Genomic DNA, 23,827 nt, shown 5'->3' with positions numbered 1-23,827 from the left:
GGAGCGGGTACCACATCGCTGCGCGATGTGCAAGCGAACACCCGCGCTGCGCGCGGGTGTTGCGCTCCCGCTCCGCGGGAGCGCTAGTGGGACGCTGCGCGTCCCACTCACCCCCGGCGCTGCGCGCCGGGGGTGACGGTACGTTCGCTGCGCTCTCGGACCGGCGGTACTTTGTCCCGCTTGCCAGGCCTTCGCTTCGCTTCGGCCTGGCTCGGCGAGTCCGCTGCGCTCCCTCGCCTCAACGGTCCTTCCGGCTGCGCCTCCAGGACCTCAGGGCCCGCTGACGCGGGCCGGGCTGGCTACTGGAGATCGCGGGTGCTCGTTCGTGTGGGTTCTAGTGTAGCGCGTGCATCAGATTGATGCAGCATGTACCCTTGGCAAAAATATGGGACACCTTCCAACCGCCCGGGAGCCTCCTCAATATTCCGAGAGGAACGACCGTAGATGACCTGTCACCACGAATCTACCGGCCCGTATCTCGCGCTGAGCGGCGATTCCGTGCACCGGGTGAGCCAGTATCAGACGGCAGGCGTCAACGCCCGGTTGAGGCTGCTCGCGCTCCTGGAGACGTAGGGAGTGCCCGTGAGCGAGGCGGGCGACCTGGTGGCTGCGGGGGAGGCCGGGGCGCAGAGCGAGGTAGTCGAGCTGGACGGCATGGCGCCGGCCTCTCGTGGCCCGCTGTTCGCGGACGGCTGGGACGAGGGCGTGACGGCCGTGAGCGAGGCTCTGGTGGGCATCGCGGGCCGGGACTGGTCCCCGGCGCGGCGGCCGGTCGGCCGGGTCTGCTCAACTGGCCGTACATCTCGCGGACGTGAGGCAGCGTGAGCGGGCCGGCCACGTACGGCTGGAGGGGTTCGTCCGAGAGAGCGTCCTGCCGCGCACCACGGCACGGCGGCGGGTGCTGGAGGCGCTGGGCGAGGCCGGCGGTCTGTGCACGGCGCGGATGCTGAACACCGACGGGACGTCGTCGTCTGCACGCACGATGCCGGGCACTACGACCCGGACGACAAGCCCGTCCTTCGAAGACGGAGAGCCGGGCGGCTGGCACAAGGCGGATGCGTCTATCTGGAACGGCTTGGGCGCGGCCTGCATTCCGCACGCGGCCCTCTGAAAGACCACAGAGACCACAGATATTCTACCCTCGGGGAGGCATGGAAATGTCGGCGATTCAGCTCAAGAAACACCAGGTAGACCAGCGCTCCGCGTTTCGTAGGTGGGTGGGATTCCCCGCAAGATCATCTGTGCCCCCGCAGGGCGCCCGGGGCACGATCGTGTCAGCGACCGGCTCGGGCAAGACGATCACGGCCGCCGCGTGCGCACTGGAGTCGTTCGCGGACGGCCGGATCCTCGTCACCGTGCCGACCCTGGACCTGCTCGCGCAGACCGCCCAGGCGTGGCGTCTGGTCGGTCATCGGGCCCCGATGATCGCGGTGTGCTCGCTGGAGAACGACCCGGTGCTGAACGAGCTGGGGGTGTGGACCACCACGAACCCGATCCAGCTCGCCTTGTGGGCCGGGAGCGGCCCCGTCGTTGTGTTCGCCACGTACGCCTCCCTGGTCGACCGCGGGGACATCGACGCACCGGATGGCCAGCGGAAGGTTCGCGGGCCGCTGGAGGCCGCTCTGGCGGGCGGAGACCGCCTGTACGGCCAGCGGATGGGCGGTTTTTCGCTCGCTATCGTAGACGAAGCCCACTCAACAGCAGGCGATCTAGGCCGGCCTTGGGCGGCGATCCACGACAACCAGCGGATTCCCGCTGACTTCCGGCTCTACCTCACCGCGACCCCCCGCATCCTCGCCGCAGCCCAGCCGCAGAAGGGCACCGGCGGCCAGGAGCGGGAGATCGCGAGCATGGCCGACGACCCGGACGGCACGTACGGCGCCTGGCTCGCCGAACTCGGTCTGAGCGAGGCGATCGAGCGCGAGATCCTCGCCGGGTTCGAGATCGACGTCCTGGAGATCCGTGATCCCTCCCCCGTACTCGGGGAGTCCGAAGAGGCGCAGCGGGGCCGGCGCCTGGCGCTCCTGCAAACCGCACTCCTGGAGCACGCCGCCGCGTACAACCTGCGCACGGTCATGACGTTCCACCAGAAGGTCGAGGAGGCCGCGGCGTTCGCGGAGAAGCTGCCGGAGACGGCGGCCGAGCTGTACGCACGAGATGCCTCGGACGAGGACCTGGCGGCCGCGGACAAGCTGCCCGTCTCGTCGATCGGCGCGGAGCTGTACGAGCTGGAAGCCGGACGGCACGTACCGCCGGAGCGGGTGTGGTCGGTGTGGCTGTGCGGCGACCACCTCGTCACCGAGCGACGCGAGATCCTGCGGCAGTTCGCAAACGGCATCGACGCGACCGGCCACCGCGTACACCGCGCATTCCTCGCCAGCTGCCGCGTCCTCGGGGAAGGCGTGGACATCACCGGCGAACGGGGAGTCGAAGCCATCTGCTTCGCCGACACCCGCGGATCCCAGGTCGAGATCGTCCAGAACATCGGCCGCGCCCTCCGCCTCAACCGCGACGGCTCCACCAAAATCGCCCGAATCATCGTGCCCGTCTTCCTCGAGCCCGGTGAGGACCCGACGGACATGGTCGCCTCCGCGAGCTTCAAGCCGCTCGTAGCGGTCCTCCAGGGCTTGCGCTCGCATGATGAGCGCCTGGTCGAGCAACTCGCCTCCCGCGCCCTCACCAGCGGCAAGCGCAAGGTCCACATCCAGCGCGACGCAGACGGCCGCATCATCGGCTGGGACGGTGCCGAGGACGAGGACCAGGAGCAGGACGGCACCCAGGCCGCTGCCGAGTCCGCGCTCCTTCACTTCTCCAGCCCGCGTGACGCCGCGACCATCGCCGCGTTCCTGCGCACCCGGGTCTACCGGCCCGAATCCCTGGTCTGGCTCGAGGGCTACCAGGCCCTGCTGCGGTGGCGGGCGGAGAACGAGATCACCGGCCTCTACGCCGTCCCCTACGACGCCGAGGTCGAGGTCGGCATCACGAAGAACTTCCCGCTGGGGCGGTGGGTGCACCAGCAGCGCAAGGCCCTGCGCGCCGGAGAGCTGGAAGACCGGCGCAAGGTCCTCCTGGACGCCCCAGAGGCCGGGATGGTCTGGGAGCCAGGCGAGGAAGCCTGGGAGAACAAACTCGCCGTACTCCGCTCCTATCGGCGGGCCACCGGACACCTCGCACCCCGGCAAGACGCCCTGTGGGGCAAAGGCGAGGGTGACAGTGAGCAGCTGGCCATCGGACAACTCCTCGCCAACCTCCGCAGGCGAGGCGGCCTCGGGAAGAACCCGGAACGAGCCGCCGCACGCGCGCAGCAGCTGGACGCGATCGATGAGGACTGGAACTGCCCCTGGCCACTCGACTGGCAGCGACACTGCCGTGTCCTGGCGGACCTGGTCGACGCCGACGGCGTCCTGCCCGACATCGCGCCGGGCGTGGTCTTCGACGGCGACGACATCGGGCGGTGGTTGAAGCAGCAGAAGAACCCGGGCACCTGGAAGCTGCTGTCGACGGAGCAGCAGGAGCGGCTGTCGAAGCTGGGCGTACGGCCTAACCAGGCACCTGCTCCCGCCCCCGCAGCCAGCCGCGGGGCGAAGGGCCCGAGCAAGGCGCAGCAGGCGTTCCAGCGTGGCCTGGCCGCCCTCACGCAGTGGGTGGAGCGGGAAGGCGCGGACCGGCCGGTCCCGCGCGGCGCGGTCGTCGAGATCGAGGTCGACGGCGAGACGGAGGCGGTGAGCGTCAAGCTGGGCGTATGGGTCTCGAACACCAAATCGAGAAGGGACCGGCTGGACGCTGACCAGCTCGCCGCCCTCGCGAAGCTCGGCGTCGACTGGGCGTGACGCCAACTCCGTCCGGCTGGTTAGCCGGACCGCACGCAGCCCCGGGCATCATGTCCAGGGCTTCGATCGTTCACCGATGGCCTTCACCCCGCGGTTTGGTCAGCAGGCGGCCCCGGCAACCGAACGGCTTCACCTGCTCTCCAGTGCCCGCCGTACCGCGGGCACTGGCTCCGGGGCAGCGCTCAGTCCTCGGACTCGTCGTTCTCGTCTTGGGTACCGTGGATGGCCGACTCCGCGGCCTCGATGAGATCGAACAGCGACCGCGTGGGGGAGATCGGCAGGGCCAGAGTCCCTTGGGCCGTGCCTTCCATGTTCGTGGCCGTGGCTGTCCATGACACCTGCAACGTCCCGGATAGGGGTTGTTCGGTCACGGCCACGAACGGAGCCAGGTCCTCTGACAAGCCGACGCGCACGTCCTCCTCTGGGAAGACAACCGTGTTCGCAACCACCTCGATCTCCCATGTATGCGGCAGGGAGGCAGGCATGACACCCGGGAAGCCCTGCAAGAGGGAGGGAGGCAAGCCGCCATACATGTCTCGCTTCACCGGCCCGTAGGGGCGGGGCGCCTTGGGCAGCTCTCTCGAGACCGGCTCGCTCTTGTCCTGGTCATCGGGGTCCATCGGAGGCAGGGCGAGTACGCCGTCCGGCAACTCCAGCCTGATCTGCACGTCCTTGAGGTGGATGTGCGTGCGATTGTGCAGACGCAGCGCGATGCGCGGTGCGGCGAGTGCCGCGACTTCCGGCAGTGTCTTCGGGAGGGCCTTCCTGAGCGCCTCCAGATACTGGTTGACCTCTTCCAGATACTCTTCGCGGCTGCGTTGATCCGGGGTCGATCCCGGATAGGAGAAGCCCCTCATCATCTGCTCCATGGCCGACCCCCCTGTAGCAGACCGCAGGGGTCTGACGAGGCGCTCGCGCTCCGCCTCGACAACGCGGTCCAGGTCGTCAGCTGGAGTGACTACAGGGTGCACGACACCCTGTTGCACGGAAAGCGTCAGGTCGAGCGCCTGGTGCCTGCGCAGGAGGCGCTCGCCCAGACGATCGATGTCGACCGCTCGGGCACGGTCCGTCCGGCCGGTACGCCGTACGAAGATCGTCGCTTCGCGGATCGTTTCCTTGTCCTTCGTCTGCTCCGATTCACCCCGTGGAGGCGGCGGGATCTCCTTACGGATGCAATAGATCGGATCGCCCCAGCTCGGAGGACTGACCGTGACGATCAGGACCGGAAGCCGTTCATGCCCTTCCTCGCTGACGTGGACGTAAGTGGTGCGCCAATCGATTTCCTCACCGACGTACGGCGTGATCCACCGCTCCAGCTCGACGCTGTCGAGTTCGTCGACGCCGTAGTAGCCCTCTGGATCGACCCCGACTACCAGGAACCCGTATCCTTCCACGTTGCGCAGGGCAACGTCGGGCTGGCGGTTAGCGAAGCCGATGATGGCGCGTGCCAGATGTGCACGAGAGCTCTTGTCCGCCTTGTTCTTCGGCTGAAAGTCCAGCGTCGACTTCCACTCCAGCCAGTCCAGCTCGTCCGCTGCGCTCGCCGCGCGGACCGCCTTGACCAACTCCAGGTACTGCGAGGCACGGACCGGTGGACGGCGTGTATCGAACTCCAAAGCCACTAGCGAGTCACCCTTCACTCAGTCCCAGCAGTATCCCTGGTGAACGTGGGACTGCGGAGCGCCTGTCCTACCCGCTCCCGCTCGTCGCCGCGGACACGCCACTCGGCCCAGAGCAGGCCCCCGCCGGCCCGTGCCGAATCAATCAAACGTTGAGGGGCGGCTGTCGCGCAGGCTGTGCCCTCGTGTGCGTAGGCTCCAGCGGTATGGCCGCCGACAGTATGGTGCAACTCATCTCCTACCTCACCGCGCAGAAGCCGAACGAGATCCTGGGCACGCCTGAGAGCGAGTGGGTCGACTTCAAGAGCGTCCCGCCCAGCGGGCCGTACGACCTAACGACCGACAAGGGGAAGTTCGAGCTCGCCAAGGACGTCGCCGCGTTCGCGAACGCCGGCGGCGGTCTGATCGTGTGCGGCTTCAAGGCCAAGAAGCGTCCGAGCGAGCTCTATGAGGTTGCGGAGAAGGTGACGCCCTTCGAGAAAAGGGCGGTGAACACCGACTCCTACAAGGACGTCCTCAACGAGTACGTACGCCCGCTACTCAAGGTTAAGTTCTACTGGTACGACCACCCCGCTGGCGACCCGACGGCGTCCGGGCACTACTTCGTAATCGAAGTACCGGCGCTGCCCGAGTCCGAGCGATGGGCGCTCGTCACACGCGGGATCACCGAGAACGGCCAGTTCGTCAAGGGCAGCTGGACGGTCCCAATCCGCAACGGCGACACCACGGTCTACCTCCGGCCGGATGAGGTGTACCAGCTGGTGAACGACGGCCTGCGCACTCGGCGCGCGCCCGATGCCGCCCCCACTCCGGCCGCGGACCGTGTGAAGAGCCGGGAGGACCTGCGCGTAACCCTGGGAGTGGAGGAGACGCCGGTGCTCTTCTTCCAGAGCGTCCCCGATCATCCGCGCGGGATCGTTTCCGGCATGTACGCCGACGGCGGCCTGCGGGATGTCCTGACGCACCAGAGCACGCTCCGGAGTCCCTACGGCTTCAACTGGTCCTCGGACTACAAGCGTCCAGAGCCTCGTGAGGGCGGTCTCGTCTTGGCGGAACCTCCTCGCCGTGGGTTGCTGGTCGAATCGGATGGGACGGTCACGGCGGCCGCAGTCGCGACCACGGACATGCTCGGCTGGGCGATGGAGCGAAACTCCAGCAGCGAGGGACGCCGGATCAGCGTGTTCGTACTGACCGAGATCACCCTGGAGTACTTCCGGCTGGTCGACCAGCACGTCCTTCCGCTGGTCGACGGCACTTGGACGCACCGAATCGTCGCCTCGGAGTTCACCCGCCCGCCCGCGCGCACCCTGGCCCCCGGTGACGACCCCACCTTCCCGCTCTTGGGCTCACCCCAGCCGGCCACAAGTAACGACTGGAACCACAGCTGGAAGGCCCTGGCAGACCCCGAGCGCGACGCCTACGAAGCCCTGCGACACATCTACGCGCTGTTCGGCCTCGACATCACCGCCAACCCGTTCCTCGACACGGACCGCGTAAGCACAGCCAAACTGCTGGAGAAGAAGTAGCAGACCCAGCGAGCGCGCCCCGGATCCCGACCGAGGCGCGCTGCCCTCCCGGCTCCTCCCGCTCCTTGAAGACCCGCTCTGGGATGTCTACGCGGAGCAACCGATGGTCCAGAGGTCACCGGGGCTGCGAACAAAGGCCCGGTGGGCGCACATGTGGCGCCGGAGCTGTGCCGCGGGAATCTCATGGCCGCGCCGGGCGAGAGCGTCCCGGAGTTCCCCTGAAGATCGGCGCGGTCCACGGTCAGGCCGTCGCCGTCAACGCCGACTAGCTGTCCCGGCTCGAGGCCGGCTACCGTGCCGCAGCTGCTGCCAGCGTTCGTCGGTGAGGTTCGCCCCGCACCGCGGGAACACCGGGCGCTCCGCCTCCCGCTGTGCGGCGCGGCGCTCCCTGTCCTCCGCGTCGGCGCGGGCCTCCTGGGCGCGGTAGAGGGCGTGGCCGTCGGGGTTGTCGAGTGCGGCCGTGAGCGTCTGCTCCCCGGGGCGCACCCCGAGGTCGGCTGGGCGCAGCTGCGTACGGTCGGCAAGGGCCGGCGCTCTCCCCTCGCCGGGCTCCAGACACAGTCGGCCTGAGCTCCGCGGTCGGACCCTGATGGACGACGCCTCTTCCACTCCGCGATCGCGGGGGAAGGGGGGCGTCGTCCCGGCAGCCCATCAGAAGCTGCGCTGTGTGGGAGGGGCTCCTTCCTTGGCGGTGGGACGGCGTACAGGACCACCGCCCCTTGCTGGTCGACGCTGGCCCCTCTCCCCTCCCGAGGGGCCTGGCGCTCTGGCTGTTGGCCCGTGGTGATGCCCGGCTTCACGAGGGGCCGGGCACCACCACGGAGCCGATCGGTATCCCGCTCACAGCCTGGCGTCTGCGATGGCAAGCCAACCGTGCCTAGATTGCACGAAGCTCGGGGCTGATCCCCATGCCGTCGAGGTCGCTCACGAGCCTCCAGTAAACGTCGCTCTCGTAGAAGCTCGCTGCATCGCCGTTCCCCTCAGCGGGGTCGATCTTGTCCATCTCGGGGACGTCGTAGGCCACCGTGTACCCGGCCTCCGCGTCGTTCCACTGGACCCGGACCACCATGTCCGCTGTGCCGATGTCGTAATTGTCGTTCCCGTAGTTCTTAGCGATGTACTCGAACGGGTACGTGAACGTATAGCTGTCGTCCTTCTTGATCGACCGCAGGTAGTCCAGCTCGTTCTCGAAGCCATAGTTGTTCGACTCACTCCACATGGAAGGAGCGTAATGCTCTGCACCTCTGCCAGAGTCGACACCATGGGCCAGCAGGCAAAGCGCTCGTAGACCTCGGCGCCCGTAGACGGTGCCTCCGCGCCGCGGTCCCGGGACACTTGGGTCATGCCGCTCATCCGTGACATCGTCCAAGCCGATTACTCGGTGGTGGAGGAGCTGCTGTACTCGAATCATCTGGGAGACGGCAGGTTCTACGACCCCGAGGGCCTGGACGTCGTCGTGGCCGAGCTCCACGGGTCTGTCGTCGGGGTCGCCGCGTTCCAGCTCCACTGCGACTTCGGGCACGACGAAGGCCGGGAGGCGCATCCCGGCGAGCAGACGTTCATCTCGACGATGGCCGTCGCCCTTACCGGTCGTCGCGGCGGAGTCGGCCGGGCACTTCTCACCGAGATCGCCCGCCGGGCCCAGAAAGCCGGCGACACGTTCCTGGCCCTGGTGCCGCAGGACGGCGCCGACGCGGCTGACCGGCAGGCGTTCTTCCAGGCGTGCGGGTTCACGCTCTACGGCCCCGCCGGACCGGGCGCGGCATGGGGCTGCCCGGTCTCGGAGATGCTCGCTGTGAAGGGCGCGGCTGACGCCGCAGGTGAGTAGCCCGTCGCCGGCGTCATCGTCGGCTCCTCCCGCCAGATCGCCTTGAGCGGGGTACGCGACGACGCCTCATGGGGCGTCCATGAGACCGAACTTCCCGCGCGCCTGTGGACTGTCCCCTCCCCTGACTCCCCCGCCCACGCCGAATGGCACGACCAATGGGAACGCCATGTCCTCACCCGCCAGCCCTGACCTCACCCCACACAGGGCCCTGGTGTTCCCACCCATGAAGACCGCATCTCCGCCGGCTCGCACACTCGCGCCCCGCATGCCACCGACAGTGGCGCGCGGGGCGCTGCGTGTTCCCTGGCGACCGGGACGCGGCCCTGTCCAGCCCTGCTGCCGGCCGGTGGCCAGCAGAGGCTACTGCGCGTCGATGCAGGGCCCTTGGGCGCGGAAGCGCGCGCGGGTTTCGGGCCAGGGCGTCGCGCTGTCGTGGCCACCTGAGACAACATCAGCTGCCATGCGATAAAGCCCCACGACAGCGATCCCACCCATCAACCTCTCACCCCATGACAGCGGCCTGCCCACCCGTAAACAGCCGCTGACCAGCCCCGCAACACCCACCCCCGGACCAGCGCGACCGACTCTCACCACCACCGACACCAACCCGAGAGATCGCACGGTGGGCGTAGCCATACAGAGGGCAGCGGGGTCGGACAGGGTGTTCCTGTCCGACCCCGCTGCGGTTGTCAGTCGCCTGCCTCCTCTTCTGGGGGCGCGTCTTCAGGCGGCCCGTCACCGGGTTCGATCGGGGGCATGGGGACGAGCCGGTCTGTGTCGGACAGCTCCAATGGCCGGTGAATGCCGTCGATCGGAGGGGAGTCGTTGTCGGTGACGATGATCTGCAGGCGATCGATGTGCTCGGTGGCAGTGCGCAGGAGGCTGGCGTACATCTTGCGCAGGCGTTCAAGGTCGACGCCTTCGTGGCCGACGTTGCTGCTGATGCCGTCGATGATCAGAAGATTGGGCAGGGGGATGTCGGGGTCGTTGAGTGCTACGTGCTGGTGTGCGAGGACGTGGGCGACGTTCACCAGTACCTCAACGCCTTGTGATTGCAGGTCGGCGAAGGGACGGCCGTCCACGACGGGCATGTAGGTCTTCCTGTTGATGTAGGAGCCTGGCTCGTCGTCGAAGCGAGGAGCGTCGAAGCTGCGGAGGGCGGCCTCGAAAGCGTCGTCAAGTTTCTGCAGGCGCTCGCTGACGGCCTTGTTGCTGTGCCGGGTGGCGTCAATTCTGCTGTTGAGATCCTCTTGCTCGCGTTCCAGCTCCGCGACGCGTTCGGCCTGCCCTGCCAGCCGGTCGTGGAGGGCCAAGCTGTCGTCCAGGCGTGCGAGGCGCTCCTCGAGCTGCGCCTGTCGGGCCGCGACGGTTCGGATGCGGTCTGCCTGGTCGGTGATGTAGGTGGTGGTCGCTCGGTCCAGTTGTGCACCGAGTTCTGTCCGGCGCCGGGTCTGGTGAGTCACGGCTGTCTGGAGCTGAGCGAGGCGGTGGGTGCTCCGGTCGATGAGCTCTTCGGTCTCGGTTACCTGCTCGATGACCCGGTCTTGTTCCGCGGCGAGGGAGGATGGTGCTGGCAGGTTGGGTGGGGTCTGCAGGCACAGGCGGCAGCTGTGTTCGTCGCCCCTGTCAGGTACGCCGGCTCCGCATCGGGGGCAGGTGTGGAACTCGAAGTCGTTGAGGAACCGCTCGGCGACCAAGGCGCGGGTGAGCCGGCGACTCTGGGCAACAAGTTGTCCGTGCAGTTCACGGAGATGGTTGGCAGAGACGGCTTCTGCCTCGGCTGCGGCGGCGGCCTGGGCGATCTCTGCTTCTGTCTCGGCGATCCGCCGGCGGAGTTTTGTAGTGGTCGGCTCATTGGGGATGCTGCCCGTGAGGTGGATGTCGGCCTGGCGGGCTTGGGTGAGCTCCCGTTCGGTCGCTAGGCGCTCGACTTCTAGCTGTGCGCGGGAGGCGAAGGCGGTGCTCTGGAGGATCCGCTCCAGGGTGCTCGCATCTGCGGTGAGGGCTGCCAGTTCTGTGGTGACCTCGCGTAGGCGGTCCCGTAGTCCGGCCGCCTCGGGGTCGTAGAGGCCGTAGAGGATCTCGAAGACGTACTTGCGCTTGATGTTCTTGGAGTAGTTGTCCGGGGTTCCGAAGACGGAGGAGTCGATCTCCTTCTGCCTCAGGACGCAGTACATGAGGTAGTCGCTGATGGTGACGGGAACCAGGGGGCTCCGGTCGTCATTGGGAGCCCGCGGGACGCTCAGGCGGGGCAGTTCAAGCACGTCGCGCCACCAGTCACGGAAGGTCGCGTCGTACCCGGCCCGGAGCTGGCTGGCGGGGAGCCGCCAGACTTCACCGCTGCCGTCGACTTCAGCGATCTCCACCATGGCGTTCGCTGTGGTGACCAGGGGGCGGACGATGCGGAACCTGCGCTCTCCGACCAACACGGTGCCAGCGATGGTCCGCCCTCGGAGTTCGGGAACGACGCTCACGTCCGCGCCCAGGAGGGCTCGAAGGCAGCTGACGGTGGCGGTCTTGCCGCCGCTCATGGAGCCGACGATCGCGTTCATGCCGGGTTCGAAGCGGATCGTGCGGCTGGTTCCGACCAGGGTGATCTCTTCGATGCGAAGTCTCATAGGTGGGTCCCCCAGTCCGCCTCGACGATGTCGGGGAACGTCTCGTAGATCAAATTCTTCAAGGTGATGCCGGACAGGTTGAAGTGCCGGCGCAACAGCACAGCCCGGTCGCGTACCGGGCGCCAGCTCTCGCTTTCGGCGAGAGCCTGCGCCACCTCATGCCCGGCGAGGGTTGTGCAGTAGGTCGCGATGGCGTCCTCGTGTCTGGGCTCGATGAGTCCTTTGCCGGTGAGGGCGCCGAGCAGCGCGTAGTAGGCGGGATCCCATGGCCCGTACCTGTAACGGATCATGCTCTGCTCGATCGTTCCGGTCAGCCACGGGTTCTCGCCTACGTCGACATTGGGCCGTCGAACAGCCATGAGCGTGTTGAAACGGTCCGGGTAGCGCAACAGGAAGTCGAGCTTGGCCAGCTTCATTCGCCCTTCAATGCCCTTGCTCCCCTTGGTTTCGGAGAAGACATCGATGAGGAGCAGCAGGCGGGCTTGGGCATCGGCCGAGGGCGGCATTGTGGGCGGCACGGCGGTGGTGGGCGCGGTAACGCTAGGAGGCATCTCGGTCGCTCCCCCAGTCGAACTTGCATTCGTCCGAGATCGCGCATGCCCTGCCCATCAGGAGTACACCGTCCTGGGCGTAGAGGGGGTGGCGGTCGTACGTGCCGGGGCTGGCATCGAGGAGGCGTTGCAGCTCGTCGAAGATGGCGTCCGCAGGATGCGGGTGTCCTCTGTGGGCGCGGCCGATGCGGCGGGCCAGCAGGAGCAGGCGTTGGTCGAGGTCGGTCTCGATGGCTTGGTCGCCGGGCCAGGCTCCCAGAGCCAGCTCCCTGAAGCGGTGTCGCTCGGCCTGGGCACGAAGCATCTGTGCATCCTCGATGACCTCCGTGGAGGCTGCGCCCGCCCGGAGCTTGCGAACAAGCGCGGTCTCTGGACCATGCAGTTGCTGGGACAGGTCTTCCAGCAGAACGTGGTCGGGACGGGTCAGGCGCTGCCGTACGTCGGCAATCGCCGCCGCGGTGAGGCGTTTGTTCAGCACGGCTGGCGGCGGATTGTCGAGGACCAAGAGCTCCGTCCACCGGGCTACGGGAAGACCCTGGGTGGCATCGCGGGTACGCCGAAGCAACTCGTCGTAGAGGGCGTCGATCATCGCCATGGTGAGCCCTGGGCCGAGATCGGCCAGGACTCGGGTGTTGCGCAGATCGACGTCACCGCGTCGTGGCAGCGGTCTGATGCGCACCAGGGGAAGGAAATCGGCGAGTGCGTCCTCTTGGACTTTCAGGTGCGTCGCGACCCGTTTGCGGCACGCTGCGTTGTCCCCGCCTTGCCCCTTGGACAGGGCCACGGCTGCATCGTCGGCTGGGTCGAGATATCCCTCGAGGCCAGCGGTCAGCTGATAGGTCAGCCCGGTGCCCGCCACGGTTCCGTGCGTGCGCCACAAGCTCTTGAGGGGGCCACTCTTGAACACGTCCGTGAGCGTCCAGGGCTCGACAGCATCCCTCGTTTTGATCTGCTGAAAATCCCAGAACACGCCGTCGGGACACCGGGGGTCGCCTCTGCGGGCGACGGTTACGTCCTCAATGTGCTCGCAGGTCACGTGGATGATCGTGCCGCCCGCGAGCATCTCCAGGACTGCTTGCACGGAGATGTGTATCTGGTACTCGAACCGCCGTACCGTGACCGACCCTGAGTCATCCGGTGCTTCGGTCTCAATTGGATCGGCCATCGGCCCCCCATCTCGTTACTCCCCAACCACGCAGCGTAGGGGCTCTGTGATCTCCAGTCGACAGTTACGAAGATCGGCCGTTGCGGCGGCCTCCGCCTCCAGGCGGTCACGCCCGGTCCGGTCCGCGGCCGCGACGCTCCGCTCGGTGGCAGTGGTTGCCCTGCATCGCCGGTGGGATGCGCGGCATCGGGTGCGCTCAGTAGCCGGCCTCCAGGCCACGGACACGGTGCGATCCGGGCTCCTGCGAGCGGAGCGCCTGGTCGTCCTGGCGTGCCGGGTGCGCTCCGTCGGCACCGTCCTGTTCGGCGTAGCGGTCCATGGTGGTGCGGGCTCGTCGGCCACCGCAGTGAAGGCGGCCCCGAGATGACGTAGCAGCACGAACGAGGTGTCGGCCGCCGCCGTCAGGTGTGGAACCGTGCGTCAGCCCGAGACCTCTTCGACGGTGGCCACGATGAGGCCCGGGAGGAAGTCGATGGCGCGCTTCAGCAGGCTTTCGACGGGGACGGCGTGGTGGTTGCTGTCGATGCTGATAAGTCCGGCCCAACTGGCCGGCTCGTAGCGGGCCAGCATGGAGAGCGTGTAGACGACCGACCACCAGGCCATCAGCAGGTGCGGTTCCCTGCCCGTCGGTGGGATCGTCGGCAGGAACCAGCGTGAGCGGCCGTGGCTCCGGGTGAGGCCGTGCAGGTGTTCACGGCGTTCTTCGACGAGCGCGTGTCCTTGGGGCATGAGCCAGCTCACCCGGAGTTCTCCGCCGCTGTGGTCGTAGCGGGTGAAGTCGGGTGGCCCGTCGGGGTGGGGTGTGCGGCGGACGTACTCGTGGTGCTGGGCGAGGCCCGGGTATTTCGCGAAGAACGCGTTCAGCGTCTCCCGGCTGCCGTTGTCGATGACCCAGTCGGGAATGTCGCAGACGGGGACGTGCAGCAGAGGGTGCGGGTCGCCGTACTGACATCGCTCGTGGAGAGGGCGGGGTGCCGGTTCCGGCCGGTGAGCGGGTAGTCGAGGTTGACCGGCAGCATGTCCCAGACGTCTTCGAGGCGCACCGGGTCCTTGCCCCAGACCGGGGAGTCGAGTAGCTGGCTCAGCCGTACGAAACTGGCCCGCGATGTCGCGGGGTCGGTGCGGATCTCGATGTCGGCGAAGGGCTTGTCGAAGCCGCTGGCCTTGATGCCGTGCCCGTCGAGGCGCCAGTCCTCACCCTTGAGATCGACCGCCGCGGCGGCGATGGCGCGGCCGGCCTGGCTCAGGCCGTAGAAGACCTGCAGAGGTCGGGTGGCCGGGCCCACCACGGCGGCCGCGCGGAACATCTGCTCCGCCTGTTCCAGTGCCGCCGCGTACGTCTTCCGGCGCGCTCCACCGCCGGCCTTGCCGGGCGGGTTCGCCCGGCTCGCGCGCAGCTTCTCCCATGCCTCGTCGGGATCCGCCTTCATGTACATGGGCCGACGCTATCCCTCGGCACTGACATCGGTCAGCGAGGTGGTCGACACCCAGGACGTGACCGTGGCGATGGTCCAGCCGGAGCGCGTCCAGCGATAGACGAATCCACCAGCGTCCAGCGAACCGAACCAGACGGTGTGGAGGCTGTCCGGCACGTCGGGACTGTCGGCCGGGACGAATCCGTGCCGGAGCGCCATGGTGACGTCGAAATGGCCTCGGTCGGCCCAAACAAAGAGATGGCCTTCCCGGTCGGTGTACCGGGCGAGCTTCTTGATCTTGTTCGCCCCCTGATCTGAGTCGAGGAAGGCATCGACGTAGGGAGAGATCGTGTCGGCCGTGTGACGGGCAATCCAGCCAGTCATCTCGATGGGGAAGATCCGGCCTGAAGCCTTGTCGCTCCGTATCCGCTCCGCGCTCACGATCTTGAGGGCGGCAAGCTTGCGAAGCCTCTCTGCGTGCTGCGGCGTGGGTATCCGGCCGGGTGGGGTGCTGTCGTTCCAGCCGTCCAGGCCGATCTTGTCCACGCCTTCCCGCTCCAGGTCCTGGAGAAGTTCGACCAGCGGCTTGGCCGACTGCTTGACGCGCGTCCCGGGAGTGAACTGCACCGTCCAGTCCCCCTGCAGGCCGGGGATCGGTCCGTCGTAGTGCCGGTCGAGGCCATCCCAGAGGCCCTGGCGGTCGGGGTCGGTCGTGGAAGGCACCTCGAGCGCGACCCTCGGCCCGGCTCCATCGAACGGGTCCAGGAGGAAGTCCGCCTTGCCGGGCTTGGCCTGGTCGTCGTAGTCGAACCGGCAAGTCCCCAGCACCTCGTTGACCGCAGCCTCCGCGAGGAGCTCGTCCGGCGCCGACTGCACCACCTTCTTCTGCTTCATGCCCGCGACGGTAGGGCAGACACTGCTCCGGAGACGAAGGGTTTCTTGCCGCTGAGGGCTACCGTCCCATCGTGAGAGCACATCGCATGGCGGACAGGCGGCGCCGGGACGCAGTGAAGCAATTCTGGACCGACACCGACCCAAGGGTTCAACTCCTGACCCGGATCTGCCTCCCGCTGGGGTTCGCACTCATCGGAGTCGGTCTCTGGGGGACTGGCATTGTTGGTGGGACGGCCGGGCTTTTCTCACCAACCTGTTCTCCAGCTTCACCAGTCTGTTGTTCGGCGTGCCCCTGGCCGTGGTGGTGTTGTCCAGGATCACCAGCGGCCAAGCCAAGACGCTGGCGCGTGCAGCGGCTCTTGAGCAAGCTCGTGAGGCAGCAGCGCAATTCCGCGCCGCTCTCCTCGCACAGTTCGTCTCGGGCGACCCCGCATCGGCACGCAGCGGTCTTCAGACCCTTGTGACTGCTTGCCGCGAGCTCTGTCACCTGTCGAAGCCGCCGGAACCGCTCGTCAGTCGGATGATCGACTCACAGCAATTGGCAGCCGCTGTGTCGGCGGTCAACGAAGGCGTCACCCAGGTCCTCAAGGCTTCAGCACAAGGGTCGCGGCAACGGCGCTGGTTCCATGAGCTGGAGGGGTATTGGCGGGTGACGGATGCCGCCGTACGCTCGTACGCGGACGAGGCTGGTCTCACTCCGACTCAGTCGGTGCAGATCAGCAACGCCCTGGAAAGGCTGACGAGCTGTGAACCGCAGCCATTCATGCGGATCACAGCAGATCGAGGGAACCATCTGAGCCTCTACTCCTCAGCCAAGGCGACGATCAAAGGGGCGGCGGCGCTGACGGAGCTGCTCGATGAGCTGCCCGCGCTTGAGCAGATCGGCGGTTAGCGGCACGCTGGGAGGCGGGTCAGGGCGTATCCCCGGACCAGTCCCAGCGGTTCCGCTCGCCAGGGCGCGGGTCGTACAGGGCCCGGCCGCCGGGGCCGAACTGCCCGAGCTCGGTCATCAGCGCGACGCCGGTCTGGATCTCGTCCACTCCAGCCGGTGATGTCGAGCAGCAGGCCATCAAGCGGGCCGCCGAGCAGTTCGGCGTAGGCCCGGTCGGGCCGCGGACCGGGTGGTCGTGGTCGGCGCCGTAGACCCTGCGGCGCAGCAGCTGCTCGTCGTCACAGTCCATCCGTTCAGCCTGGCAGCCGCCACTGACGGCCGGGTCCGGTCGCGTCACCTGCGGAAGCGGGAATCCAGGTTCCGCCGGACTTCTGCTCGGGCAGGGCCTGCTCCGGTTCTTGGTGCCGGTGTTCATCCGGCCAGGCTTGGTGCATGTTGGTGACGAACTGCCGGTCGCAGTCCGTACACAGAGTCGGTCGGGGCTCTGGGGAGGCGCCCCAGCCGACGCGCTCGATCGCCTTCCACCGTTCGTCGATGAAGGTGGCGCCGCAGCCGATGCAGACGGGACGGCGGACCTCACGCTCGGCTGCCTTCTTCGCCGCCTGCTCCTGGTACTTCTCCTCACAGGCCCGGTACTCCTCCTCCGCGCGGGACGCGAGCAGCGTCGAGGCGGGGGTTGCCGATCGCTTCCAGCAGGGTCTGCGGGCCGCTGCGTCCGAAGCGGGCGAACACGGTCCGGCCGGGATGCCGACCCACCCGCGCGTGCGCAGCCGTGCTGTCTCGCCCCCCCAGCTCCGGATCACAGGCGCCATCACGCCGCGTGCCGATCCGACCCGGGTCCTCCGCGATCAGGCTGATGAGTGGGCGTCTACCCGCTCAGCGGCGGCCCTGCCGCCAGAGACTGTCCACGTTCACCCGTTCGACTGATTGCGGGCCGCGATCACTGGCGGCCGGTGACGCACGGACCAGAATCGTAACCCGGCGATGAGCCATTGGACTTGAGCAGTGGGCAGATCCACCGAGTGCGAGGGGTGGTCATGGAGGTTTTCCCGCTCAGGGACGGCGGGGCTGGCGTACCCGGGCGGTTCGAGGCACGGATCGTCGACGCCGGGGGGCGAGTGCGGCCACTGCCCTGGCCACAGGTGGCCGGTCAGGTCGTGCTCGAGGAGGCCGCCGCAGTACGCACCTTCCCTGCCCGGCGCGGGCGCCGGGTGGCACCGGGCTGGTGGTGGTCGGCCACGACCGGGCGCCTGGTGCACTACGGGTTCGGGGCCATGCGCACGCAGGTGATGCTGCTGGACCATGACCCGCAGGTGGTGGCGTTGGCCTGCAGCCCGGTGGAGCTGGCCTGGCTTGGGCACGACGGCCAACCGGCGTGCCACACACCGCACATGATGGCGCGCCTTGCCGACGGCAGCGGTCTGCTGGTCGACTGCGCGGGCCACGACGGCGTCTCCGAGCGGATCGCCGGCTACGCGCCTGTGGTGGCCGCGGCAGCGCAGGCGGTGGGCTGGCGCCACCGCATCGCTGCGGTTCCGGACCGGATATTCGCCGCCAACGTGCGGTGGCTGGCCGGGTTCCGCCACCCTCGCAACGCGCAACCCGGGCGGATGGAGGAGGTGGCGGCGTGTTTCGCCCGGCCCCGGCCCCTTGTCGAAGGAGTGCGGCGGCTCGGGGATCCCATCGCGGTGTGGCCGGCCGTCTTCCACGCCCTGTGGAGCGGAGCGCTCAGCGCCTCCTTGGACCGGCCGCTGCACGAACGGGTCGTCGCGGTCAGCGTCCGGCCCGGACTGGTGGTGAGCGCGTGACGCGCTTGAGGCTCAACGTCGGCGATCAGATCCGGTGGGACGGGCGCACCTGGAACGTCGCTGTCCTGGAAGGAGCCAGTGCGCGGCTGCTGGAGACGGGCACGGGTGCGGTCGCTGCCGTGGCGCTCCCCCACCTCGTCACCGATCCCGGCTTCGAGGTCGTGGGAGCTGATCGGCCCGTGGTGGCGCCGCTGGCGCTCCTGGACGCGCTCCCCGACCACGTCCGGGACCATGCCTTGGCCTGGGAGCGGCACGTGCGGGAGGTCGAGTCCGGCACCACGAAGGCAGGCGGCGAGGCGCCGCGGCCCCAGTACGACCCTGCGACACGAACCATGGCGCAGCGGGAGGCTGCGAAGGCTGCGGAGCTGACCGGGGCGGGTGTGCCGACGAGTGTGGCGACGGTGCGCAGGATGCGGGCGCGGTACCGGGAGCGGGGCGTGTGGGGGCTGGTGGATCAGCGTACGACCCGTCCCAGGTCGCCGGTGGGCCGGGCCGATCCGCGGGTGGTGGAGGCGGTGGGGGCTGTCCTTGAGGAGCAGCGGGACAGGTCGACGGGCACGTTGAGCGCGCTGCGGGACCGGGTTCGATGGTTGCTGGAGGACCTGTACGGTCCGGGGGTGGTGGCGGTGCTGCCGCAGTCGACGTTCAACCGGCTGGTGCACGCGCTCGGGGATGGTCAGGGGGTGCTGGGCAGCGCGGTGCAGCGGCGCTGGCACGCCTCGCGTCCTGAGCCGCCGTTCGGTGTGACGGTGGCGCTGCGGCCGGGTGAGCTGGTGATGATGGACAGCACGCCGCTGGACGTGCTCGCGGTGATGGCGGACGGGGTGATCGGCCGGCCGGAGTTGACGATCGCGATCGATGTGGCCACGCGGGCAATCTGCGCGGCGGTGCTGAGGCCGCCGGGAAGTAGCACGGTGGACGCGGCTGTCTTGCTGGCGGAGATGGTCGCGCCGATGCGGATGCGCCCGGGCTGGGATGCCGTGTTGTCGATGCAGCGGTCGGTGGTGCCCTACGAGCGGCTACTGAGCCTGGATGAGCGACTGGAGGAGGCTGCCGCGCGGCCGGTGATCGTCCCCGAGACGGTAATCGTGGATCAGGGGAGGGTATTTGTATCCGCCTCGTTCCTGGCCGCGTGCGAGACCCTGGGGGTGTCGCTGCAGCCGGTGCCGCCGGCGAACGGTCCGGCGAAGGGACATGTGGAGCGCAGCTTCAAGTCGATCAATCACGGTTCTGCCAGTACGTCGCCGGCTACACCGGGTCGAACACCACCGAGCGCGGCTCGAGTGTGGAGGACGAGGCCTGCTGGACGCTGCCGCAGTTGCAGGATTTCCTCGACGAGTGGTTGGTCGCCGGCTGGCACGCGCATAAGCACTCCGCGCTCCGGCACCCGCTGCTGCCCCACCTGGCGCTGTCCCCCATCGAGATGTGGGCCGCGCTTGTGGGCGTCACGGGTTACGTTCCGGTGCCGCCTACATCGGACAGCCACATCGAGCTGCTGCCGGTGCGCTGGCAGGTCATCAACGACTACGGCGTCCGCTTCGACTACCGCACCTACGACGGCAAGGTGCTGAACGGTTTCAGGCGGCGCACGGTCTACGGCACAGGTGAGGCGCAGCGGTGGGAAGTCCATTACAACCCTTACGACCCGGCGCGGATCTGGGTGCGGCTACCGAAGGGCTTCGTGGAGGTTCCGTGGATCCACGGAACCGAGGTCAGCCTGCCGTTCACCGACTACACCTGGCGCCATGTGCGCGCCACGGTGGCCCGCGCAAGCGACCGCGACGCCCATGAACTGGCCCTGGCCAGAGCCGCCTTTTGGCTGCGGCTGTCAAGGGTGTGGACCCTGCTGACAAAACGCAGCTGCGGCAACGGATCAGGTCTTGCACACACGTCCTCGATCGCCTGCAGGTCGCTCAGGAACTGCTCCACGGTGATGGCAAGGGGAAGCTTGATGGTGGCCTGTGAGCACTCGACGCGGACCTGTCGCGTCCTACCGGCCTCCAGGGAGGTCAGTGACAGTCCGCTAACAGTGCCACATATGCGGCGGACGACGGCACCGAAACGGTCCAGACCAAAGTCATCGATCCGCTCACCCCGTGACACCGAGTACTCGTCGACCCGACCCCTGCCGTCCATGATCTGGTTGCGGATTTTGATGACCCCGTCGTCGTCAAGGCAGCGGGTCGCGAACTCCAATCCGAACTCGTCGTCACGAAAGTAGGGGTCCAGCATGTGCTGCCCCACCCCGTAGCTCAGCGCGTAGGTGCCGCGGCTGGTACGTAGGAGAATGAGTCCCGCCGCGGCGCGACTGCGTTCCTTGACGTCCAGTCCGGTGATGGATTCCACCGCGCTGCACCAGTCGGCACGCTCTCGGGGAACGCCTCCGGTGATCAACAAGCCCTCCATCCCCTGGCGAGTGAACTCTCTGACCTCGTAGTCCTCGCTGTCGAGGTATCTCTCGCGGACGAACGTGCTCAGTTCCGGAGTGGTGCTCTCGGAGGGCCTGAGCCGGTGGAGGGTGGACTTACGGGTGGCGGATCGGGATGTACGGCTACTACCCAAGACGGCCTCCACGCGCGAAGCAGTTGAAGACACTACGAAAGCAGACAGGGTGCCGTCTTCACCACCGAACGGATCTATCCGGCCCCAAGGGAATGCCGGACAGACGGAAGCTGCACAGATCATCCAACGACAAGCTCCTCGAACTACCCACCAACGGCACCCCCGGCGCCTGGCCCCCACACACCGAACTCTCCGGCGTACGCGTCTACTTCATCCACGTCCGCGTCCTGCCACCCGCGTCACCCTCACCCACGACGAACTCACCAACACCGACACCACCTGACGTCCGATTCAGCAGGTACCTTCGGCGGATCCATACCTCAGCCACCCGCCACCCGATAGGGAGCACCGTGAACAGCCGGGACCGCATCCCGTACTTCCGCTGGCAGCGCCACTTACCGCGCCTGATCCAAGACCGAACCGCGGGCCTGATGATGGCCGCGGCCGCGGTCATCGCCCTCTCGTTCAGCGTCATCGGCGGTCTCGCTGAACTGTCCAGCCCATCATCAGATCCGTGCCAGCGAGCACGCGAGATCGCCGACGAAGCCCGCCCCGCTGACGGAAAAGTGGACTCCGGAATCGAGCGCGAGCAGGCCATCGAACCAGCAGGTGATTGGCTCGACGCTGCAACGGAATGCCGACAGGCCGGCGGCGACCCAGGACCCGGGTTCTAGCCACCCACACAGCAAGCCTCCGCGAACACCTGCCGCAGAACGCAACACGGGATGCCTCTTTCGGAACAACCGGCTCTCAGTCGCGCGGCTGGGCATGGCTGCTGCACTGTCCTTCCCAGACGCCAGATCAGGGCACCCCAAGCCACCCCACATGGCACCTCAAGTAGCGACCCAGGGAAACTGCACTACGCTCGACCAACCTGCACACACCACGTACGCGCAGGTCAGACAGTCACCGCCACGCTCAGCCTCGCACTCCGACCCCCCACCCACCACGAAGACCACCCACAAAACTGAGAAACCCCAGCTCATACTCACCACAGCCGCGCAGAACAACTGGGCGACGACAGCGCAAGACCCTGCTGGACGCGCGGGAGGCCGGGATGGTCTGGGAACCCGGCCAAGAAGCCTGGGAGACCAAACTCGCCGCACTACGGTCCTACCACCGGGCCACCGGACACCTCGCACCCCGACAAGACGCCCTCTGGGGCGAGGGAGAAGGTGACCGTGAGCAGCTTGCCATCGGACAACTCCTCGCCAACCTCCGCAGGAAAGACGGCCTCGGGAAGAACCCAGTGCGGGCTGCCGTGCGGGCGGAGCAACTGGCTGCGGTCGACCCGGACTGGAACTGTCCCTGGCCACTCGACTGGCAACGCCACTACAAGGTGCTCGTCCACCTCGCCGACACCGAACCCGACGGCGTCCTGCCCGACATCGCGCCGGGCGTGGTCTTCGACGGCGATGACTTGGGACGATGGATCCGGCAACAGCAGAAGCCCAGCGTCTGGAGGCTGCTGTCCTCCGAGCAGCAGCAGCGTCTCACCAGGCTGGGCATCAAACCGCTCGAGGCACCGCCCGCCGCTCCGGCTGCCACCCGGTCCGGGAAGGGGCTAAGCAAAGCGCAGCAGGCGTTCCAGCGGGGCCTGGCGGCGCTCGCACAGTGGGTGGAGCGGAAAGGCGCGGACCGGCCAGTACCGCGCGGCGCGGTCGTCGAGGTCGAGGGCGACGGCGGGGCGGAGCCGGTGCCCGTACGGCTGGGCGTATGGGTCTCCAACACCAAGAGCCGGCGTGACAAGCTCACCGCCGACCAGCTCGCCGCCCTCGCGAAGCTGGGCGTGGACTGGGCGTAGAGGCAGTTGGGGCGCACCGTCTCTCCCTTGCGCCTGGGGGAGTCTTCCATTCAATGACTAGTGTTCCCCTCTCGGATCATCCGCCGGAGGCTGGTGCGTGCGGCGCCCAGGTCTGCCTCGAGGTTTGTCACCCGGCTTTGGAGCGCGTGGTTGTCCTCGGTGGCCTGCCGAAGCGTGTCGTGGAGCCGTTGGTTGTCTAGTGTGGTTTCCCCGGCGCCAGCCGGGACAGCCGATGAACCCGGTCAGCCTCCAAGTCCATCTGCGTGAGATCGGCGTCCCGCCGCAGCGCGGCAGGGCCTCCGCAATCCGACAGCTCGTCCTCCAAGCCCCGGCCCCCGTCATCGCGAAGGCACTCGGCTATCACGACAAGACCACTACCCGCCTGGTCACCGAGGCCGGCGAAACCTGGAGCCGATACGCCCCTGGCGGCCACTGAGGAGTGCGTCCCCGATGGGGCCACGTATCTGTCAGCCCCGCTCGGTAGGGTCCGCATCGCAGCCAGCCGCGGAAGGACTCTCACATGACAACGTTTGACGAGCTCAATGCCTGGGCCGGCACAGGGAATGTCACAAGGGCGGACTCGGTAGTCGTGTCGGGCTGGCAGATCCCCGAGGATCAGAAGGCACTGCTGGTTGATGTCGGGATCCCCGTCGTCGATCAGTTGATCGAGTACGTATCGTTAGGTCGCTCTACCGCCTCACCCAGAATCACCATGGCAACCTCGTGCCCGGCCTGGAATGGTCGTTCGGCGTCGAACCCGGGACAGGCACGGTCCACTACGTCCTTCCGCAAGGCGAGGCATGGTTCGCCAACTCCTCCATCGACCTCTGGCTGCGGACCCTTCACCACTACGGCCGGCACGTCAGCGAGTCTGAGATCCTCAGCAATCCGGATGACCGCGAGGACGAAGCCCTGGCCGAGCTCAGCATGCTCGCTGACGAACTCAAGAAGATCGATCCACCTGCCTTCGACGGCTACAACGGTTTCATCTGGGCCGAGTTCCTCGACCGCTGGCTCTGGTAGGCCGCCACGATCCCCAAGCGATCACTCACTGTGTCCAGCAGGCCGAGCGGCTCGCGAATACGCGACACCGCAACATGCGAGCCCACCAGTCCCAAGGCCGAAGAACTTCACGATGATGCTCAACCGGCCGATCATGCCCGGCTGCCCACAGCCATGATCGACCCGACAAGTCCTAGCGGGATCTCCCAGGGTGAACGGGATGCAAAGAGGTTTGGGGTACCCCCTGCATGAACCTCGTCCCCGACGGGTTACGGTCCCCCCGCGGCGCGACGCAAGTCCGTACGCGCTGTGA

At 67.6% G+C, this 23,827-nt stretch carries 22 protein-coding genes and 3 pseudogenes; 13 read left to right on the top strand and 12 right to left on the bottom strand.

All coding sequences use genetic code 11. The features are described 5' to 3' along the window. Positions 1 to 444 precede the first annotated feature (444 nt). From ACFVGW_RS10905 to ACFVGW_RS10895, 3 genes are all read left to right on the top strand, one after another. Complete coding sequence (locus ACFVGW_RS10905; protein ID WP_385851710.1) at positions 445 to 573, top strand: hypothetical protein; 129 nt, start codon at positions 445 to 447, stop codon at positions 571 to 573. 9 nt (positions 574 to 582) lie between these two features. Then, a complete protein-coding gene (locus tag ACFVGW_RS10900) occupies positions 583 to 825 on the top strand; it encodes a hypothetical protein (protein ID WP_385851709.1) in 243 nt (80 codons plus the stop codon). Positions 826 to 1,157: 332 nt separating this feature from the next. Next, positions 1,158 to 3,830 (top strand): Helicase associated domain protein, encoded by a 2,673-nt coding sequence (locus tag ACFVGW_RS10895; RefSeq protein WP_385851708.1) that lies wholly within the window; start codon positions 1,158 to 1,160, stop codon positions 3,828 to 3,830. Between the two features lie 182 nt (positions 3,831 to 4,012). Here the strand turns inward: ACFVGW_RS10895 and ACFVGW_RS10890 are convergent, their stop codons facing one another. Beyond that, positions 4,013 to 5,452, bottom strand: a complete 1,440-nt coding sequence (locus tag ACFVGW_RS10890) for a hypothetical protein (RefSeq protein WP_385851707.1) — start codon at positions 5,450 to 5,452, stop codon at positions 4,013 to 4,015. A 203-nt stretch (positions 5,453 to 5,655) separates the two neighbouring features. Here ACFVGW_RS10890 and ACFVGW_RS10885 point away from each other — a divergent pair, with 203 nt between their 5' ends. Next, positions 5,656 to 6,975 carry a helix-turn-helix domain-containing protein gene (locus ACFVGW_RS10885; RefSeq protein WP_385851706.1) on the top strand — a complete coding sequence of 440 codons (1,320 nt, stop codon included), beginning with the start codon at positions 5,656 to 5,658 and terminating at the stop codon, positions 6,973 to 6,975. Between the two features lie 432 nt (positions 6,976 to 7,407). Further along, entirely contained in the window at positions 7,408 to 7,545 is a 138-nt protein-coding gene (locus ACFVGW_RS10880; protein ID WP_385851705.1) for a hypothetical protein, read from the top strand. A gap of 307 nt (positions 7,546 to 7,852) precedes the next feature. On the opposite strand, the gene ACFVGW_RS10875 is transcribed toward ACFVGW_RS10880, so the two are convergent. Next, entirely contained in the window at positions 7,853 to 8,194 is a 342-nt protein-coding gene (locus ACFVGW_RS10875; protein ID WP_385851704.1) for a hypothetical protein, read from the bottom strand. Positions 8,195 to 8,317: 123 nt separating this feature from the next. On the opposite strand from ACFVGW_RS10875, the gene ACFVGW_RS10870 reads away from it, so the two are divergent. Further along, entirely contained in the window at positions 8,318 to 8,803 is a 486-nt protein-coding gene (locus ACFVGW_RS10870; RefSeq protein WP_385851703.1) for a GNAT family N-acetyltransferase, read from the top strand. Positions 8,804 to 9,492: 689 nt separating this feature from the next. Here ACFVGW_RS10870 and ACFVGW_RS10865 read toward each other — a convergent pair. From ACFVGW_RS10865 to ACFVGW_RS10835, 7 genes are all read right to left on the bottom strand, one after another. Beyond that, positions 9,493 to 11,421 (bottom strand): hypothetical protein, encoded by a 1,929-nt coding sequence (locus ACFVGW_RS10865; protein ID WP_385851702.1) that lies wholly within the window; start codon positions 11,419 to 11,421, stop codon positions 9,493 to 9,495. After that, a complete protein-coding gene (locus tag ACFVGW_RS10860; protein ID WP_385851701.1) occupies positions 11,418 to 11,972 on the bottom strand; it encodes a hypothetical protein in 555 nt (184 codons plus the stop codon). Before ACFVGW_RS10860 ends, ACFVGW_RS10865 begins: the two co-directional genes overlap by 4 nt. Beyond that, positions 11,962 to 13,137, bottom strand: a complete 1,176-nt coding sequence (locus ACFVGW_RS10855; RefSeq protein WP_385851700.1) for a dsDNA nuclease domain-containing protein — start codon at positions 13,135 to 13,137, stop codon at positions 11,962 to 11,964. The genes ACFVGW_RS10860 and ACFVGW_RS10855 overlap by 11 nt, the downstream gene beginning before the upstream one ends. Before the next feature lie 196 nt (positions 13,138 to 13,333). Further along, positions 13,334 to 13,456, bottom strand: coding sequence for a hypothetical protein (locus ACFVGW_RS10850; RefSeq protein WP_385851699.1), 123 nt, complete (start codon positions 13,454 to 13,456; stop codon positions 13,334 to 13,336). Positions 13,457 to 13,557: 101 nt separating this feature from the next. Further along, positions 13,558 to 13,866, bottom strand: coding sequence for a YaaC family protein (locus tag ACFVGW_RS10845; RefSeq protein ID WP_385851698.1), 309 nt, complete (start codon positions 13,864 to 13,866; stop codon positions 13,558 to 13,560). 131 nt (positions 13,867 to 13,997) lie between these two features. Then, a complete protein-coding gene (locus ACFVGW_RS10840; RefSeq protein WP_385851697.1) occupies positions 13,998 to 14,573 on the bottom strand; it encodes a YaaC family protein in 576 nt (191 codons plus the stop codon). Between the two features lie 9 nt (positions 14,574 to 14,582). Continuing rightward, positions 14,583 to 15,446: a hypothetical protein gene (locus tag ACFVGW_RS10835; protein WP_385851696.1), complete on the bottom strand. Its 864-nt coding sequence runs from the start codon at positions 15,444 to 15,446 to the stop codon at positions 14,583 to 14,585. Positions 15,447 to 15,732: 286 nt separating this feature from the next. Here ACFVGW_RS10835 and ACFVGW_RS10830 point away from each other — a divergent pair, with 286 nt between their 5' ends. After that, a complete protein-coding gene (locus tag ACFVGW_RS10830; RefSeq protein ID WP_385851695.1) occupies positions 15,733 to 16,338 on the top strand; it encodes a hypothetical protein in 606 nt (201 codons plus the stop codon). Between the two features lie 19 nt (positions 16,339 to 16,357). Here the strand turns inward: ACFVGW_RS10830 and ACFVGW_RS10825 are convergent. Both ACFVGW_RS10825 and ACFVGW_RS10820 read right to left on the bottom strand, forming a co-directional pair. Continuing rightward, positions 16,358 to 16,627: pseudogene (locus tag ACFVGW_RS10825) on the bottom strand (hypothetical protein). Between the two features lie 4 nt (positions 16,628 to 16,631). Then, the gene (locus ACFVGW_RS10820) at positions 16,632 to 17,141 is read right to left on the bottom strand and encodes a hypothetical protein (RefSeq protein WP_385851694.1); all 510 of its coding nucleotides are present in this window, start codon (positions 17,139 to 17,141) and stop codon (positions 16,632 to 16,634) included. A 234-nt stretch (positions 17,142 to 17,375) separates the two neighbouring features. Between ACFVGW_RS10820 and ACFVGW_RS10815 the strand changes: the two genes are divergently transcribed. Both ACFVGW_RS10815 and ACFVGW_RS10810 read left to right on the top strand, forming a co-directional pair. Next, positions 17,376 to 18,146, top strand: coding sequence for a TnsA-like heteromeric transposase endonuclease subunit (locus tag ACFVGW_RS10815; RefSeq protein ID WP_385851693.1), 771 nt, complete (start codon positions 17,376 to 17,378; stop codon positions 18,144 to 18,146). Continuing rightward, positions 18,143 to 19,717 carry a hypothetical protein gene (locus ACFVGW_RS10810; RefSeq protein ID WP_385851692.1) on the top strand — a complete coding sequence of 525 codons (1,575 nt, stop codon included), beginning with the start codon at positions 18,143 to 18,145 and terminating at the stop codon, positions 19,715 to 19,717. Before ACFVGW_RS10815 ends, ACFVGW_RS10810 begins: the two co-directional genes overlap by 4 nt. A 160-nt stretch (positions 19,718 to 19,877) precedes the next feature. On the opposite strand, the gene ACFVGW_RS10805 is transcribed toward ACFVGW_RS10810, so the two are convergent. After that, positions 19,878 to 20,831: a DUF6119 family protein gene (locus tag ACFVGW_RS10805; protein WP_385851691.1), complete on the bottom strand. Its 954-nt coding sequence runs from the start codon at positions 20,829 to 20,831 to the stop codon at positions 19,878 to 19,880. Between the two features lie 227 nt (positions 20,832 to 21,058). Between ACFVGW_RS10805 and ACFVGW_RS10800 the strand changes: the two genes are divergently transcribed. From ACFVGW_RS10800 to ACFVGW_RS10785, 4 genes and pseudogenes are all read left to right on the top strand, one after another. Then, positions 21,059 to 21,382, top strand: a complete 324-nt coding sequence (locus ACFVGW_RS10800; protein ID WP_383229125.1) for a hypothetical protein — start codon at positions 21,059 to 21,061, stop codon at positions 21,380 to 21,382. Positions 21,383 to 21,729: 347 nt separating this feature from the next. After that, positions 21,730 to 22,512: pseudogene (locus ACFVGW_RS10795) on the top strand (helicase associated domain-containing protein); the annotation flags it as partial. Between the two features lie 520 nt (positions 22,513 to 23,032). Next, positions 23,033 to 23,131 (top strand): annotated as a pseudogene (locus tag ACFVGW_RS10790) (hypothetical protein); the annotation flags it as partial. Between the two features lie 104 nt (positions 23,132 to 23,235). After that, entirely contained in the window at positions 23,236 to 23,535 is a 300-nt protein-coding gene (locus tag ACFVGW_RS10785; protein ID WP_385851690.1) for an SUKH-4 family immunity protein, read from the top strand. Positions 23,536 to 23,827 lie beyond the last annotated feature (292 nt).

The organism is Streptomyces sp. NPDC127129, from assembly GCF_042671585.1.
Classification (GTDB): domain Bacteria; phylum Actinomycetota; class Actinomycetes; order Streptomycetales; family Streptomycetaceae; genus Streptomyces.
This window is presented reverse-complemented; position numbering and strand designations above follow the sequence as displayed.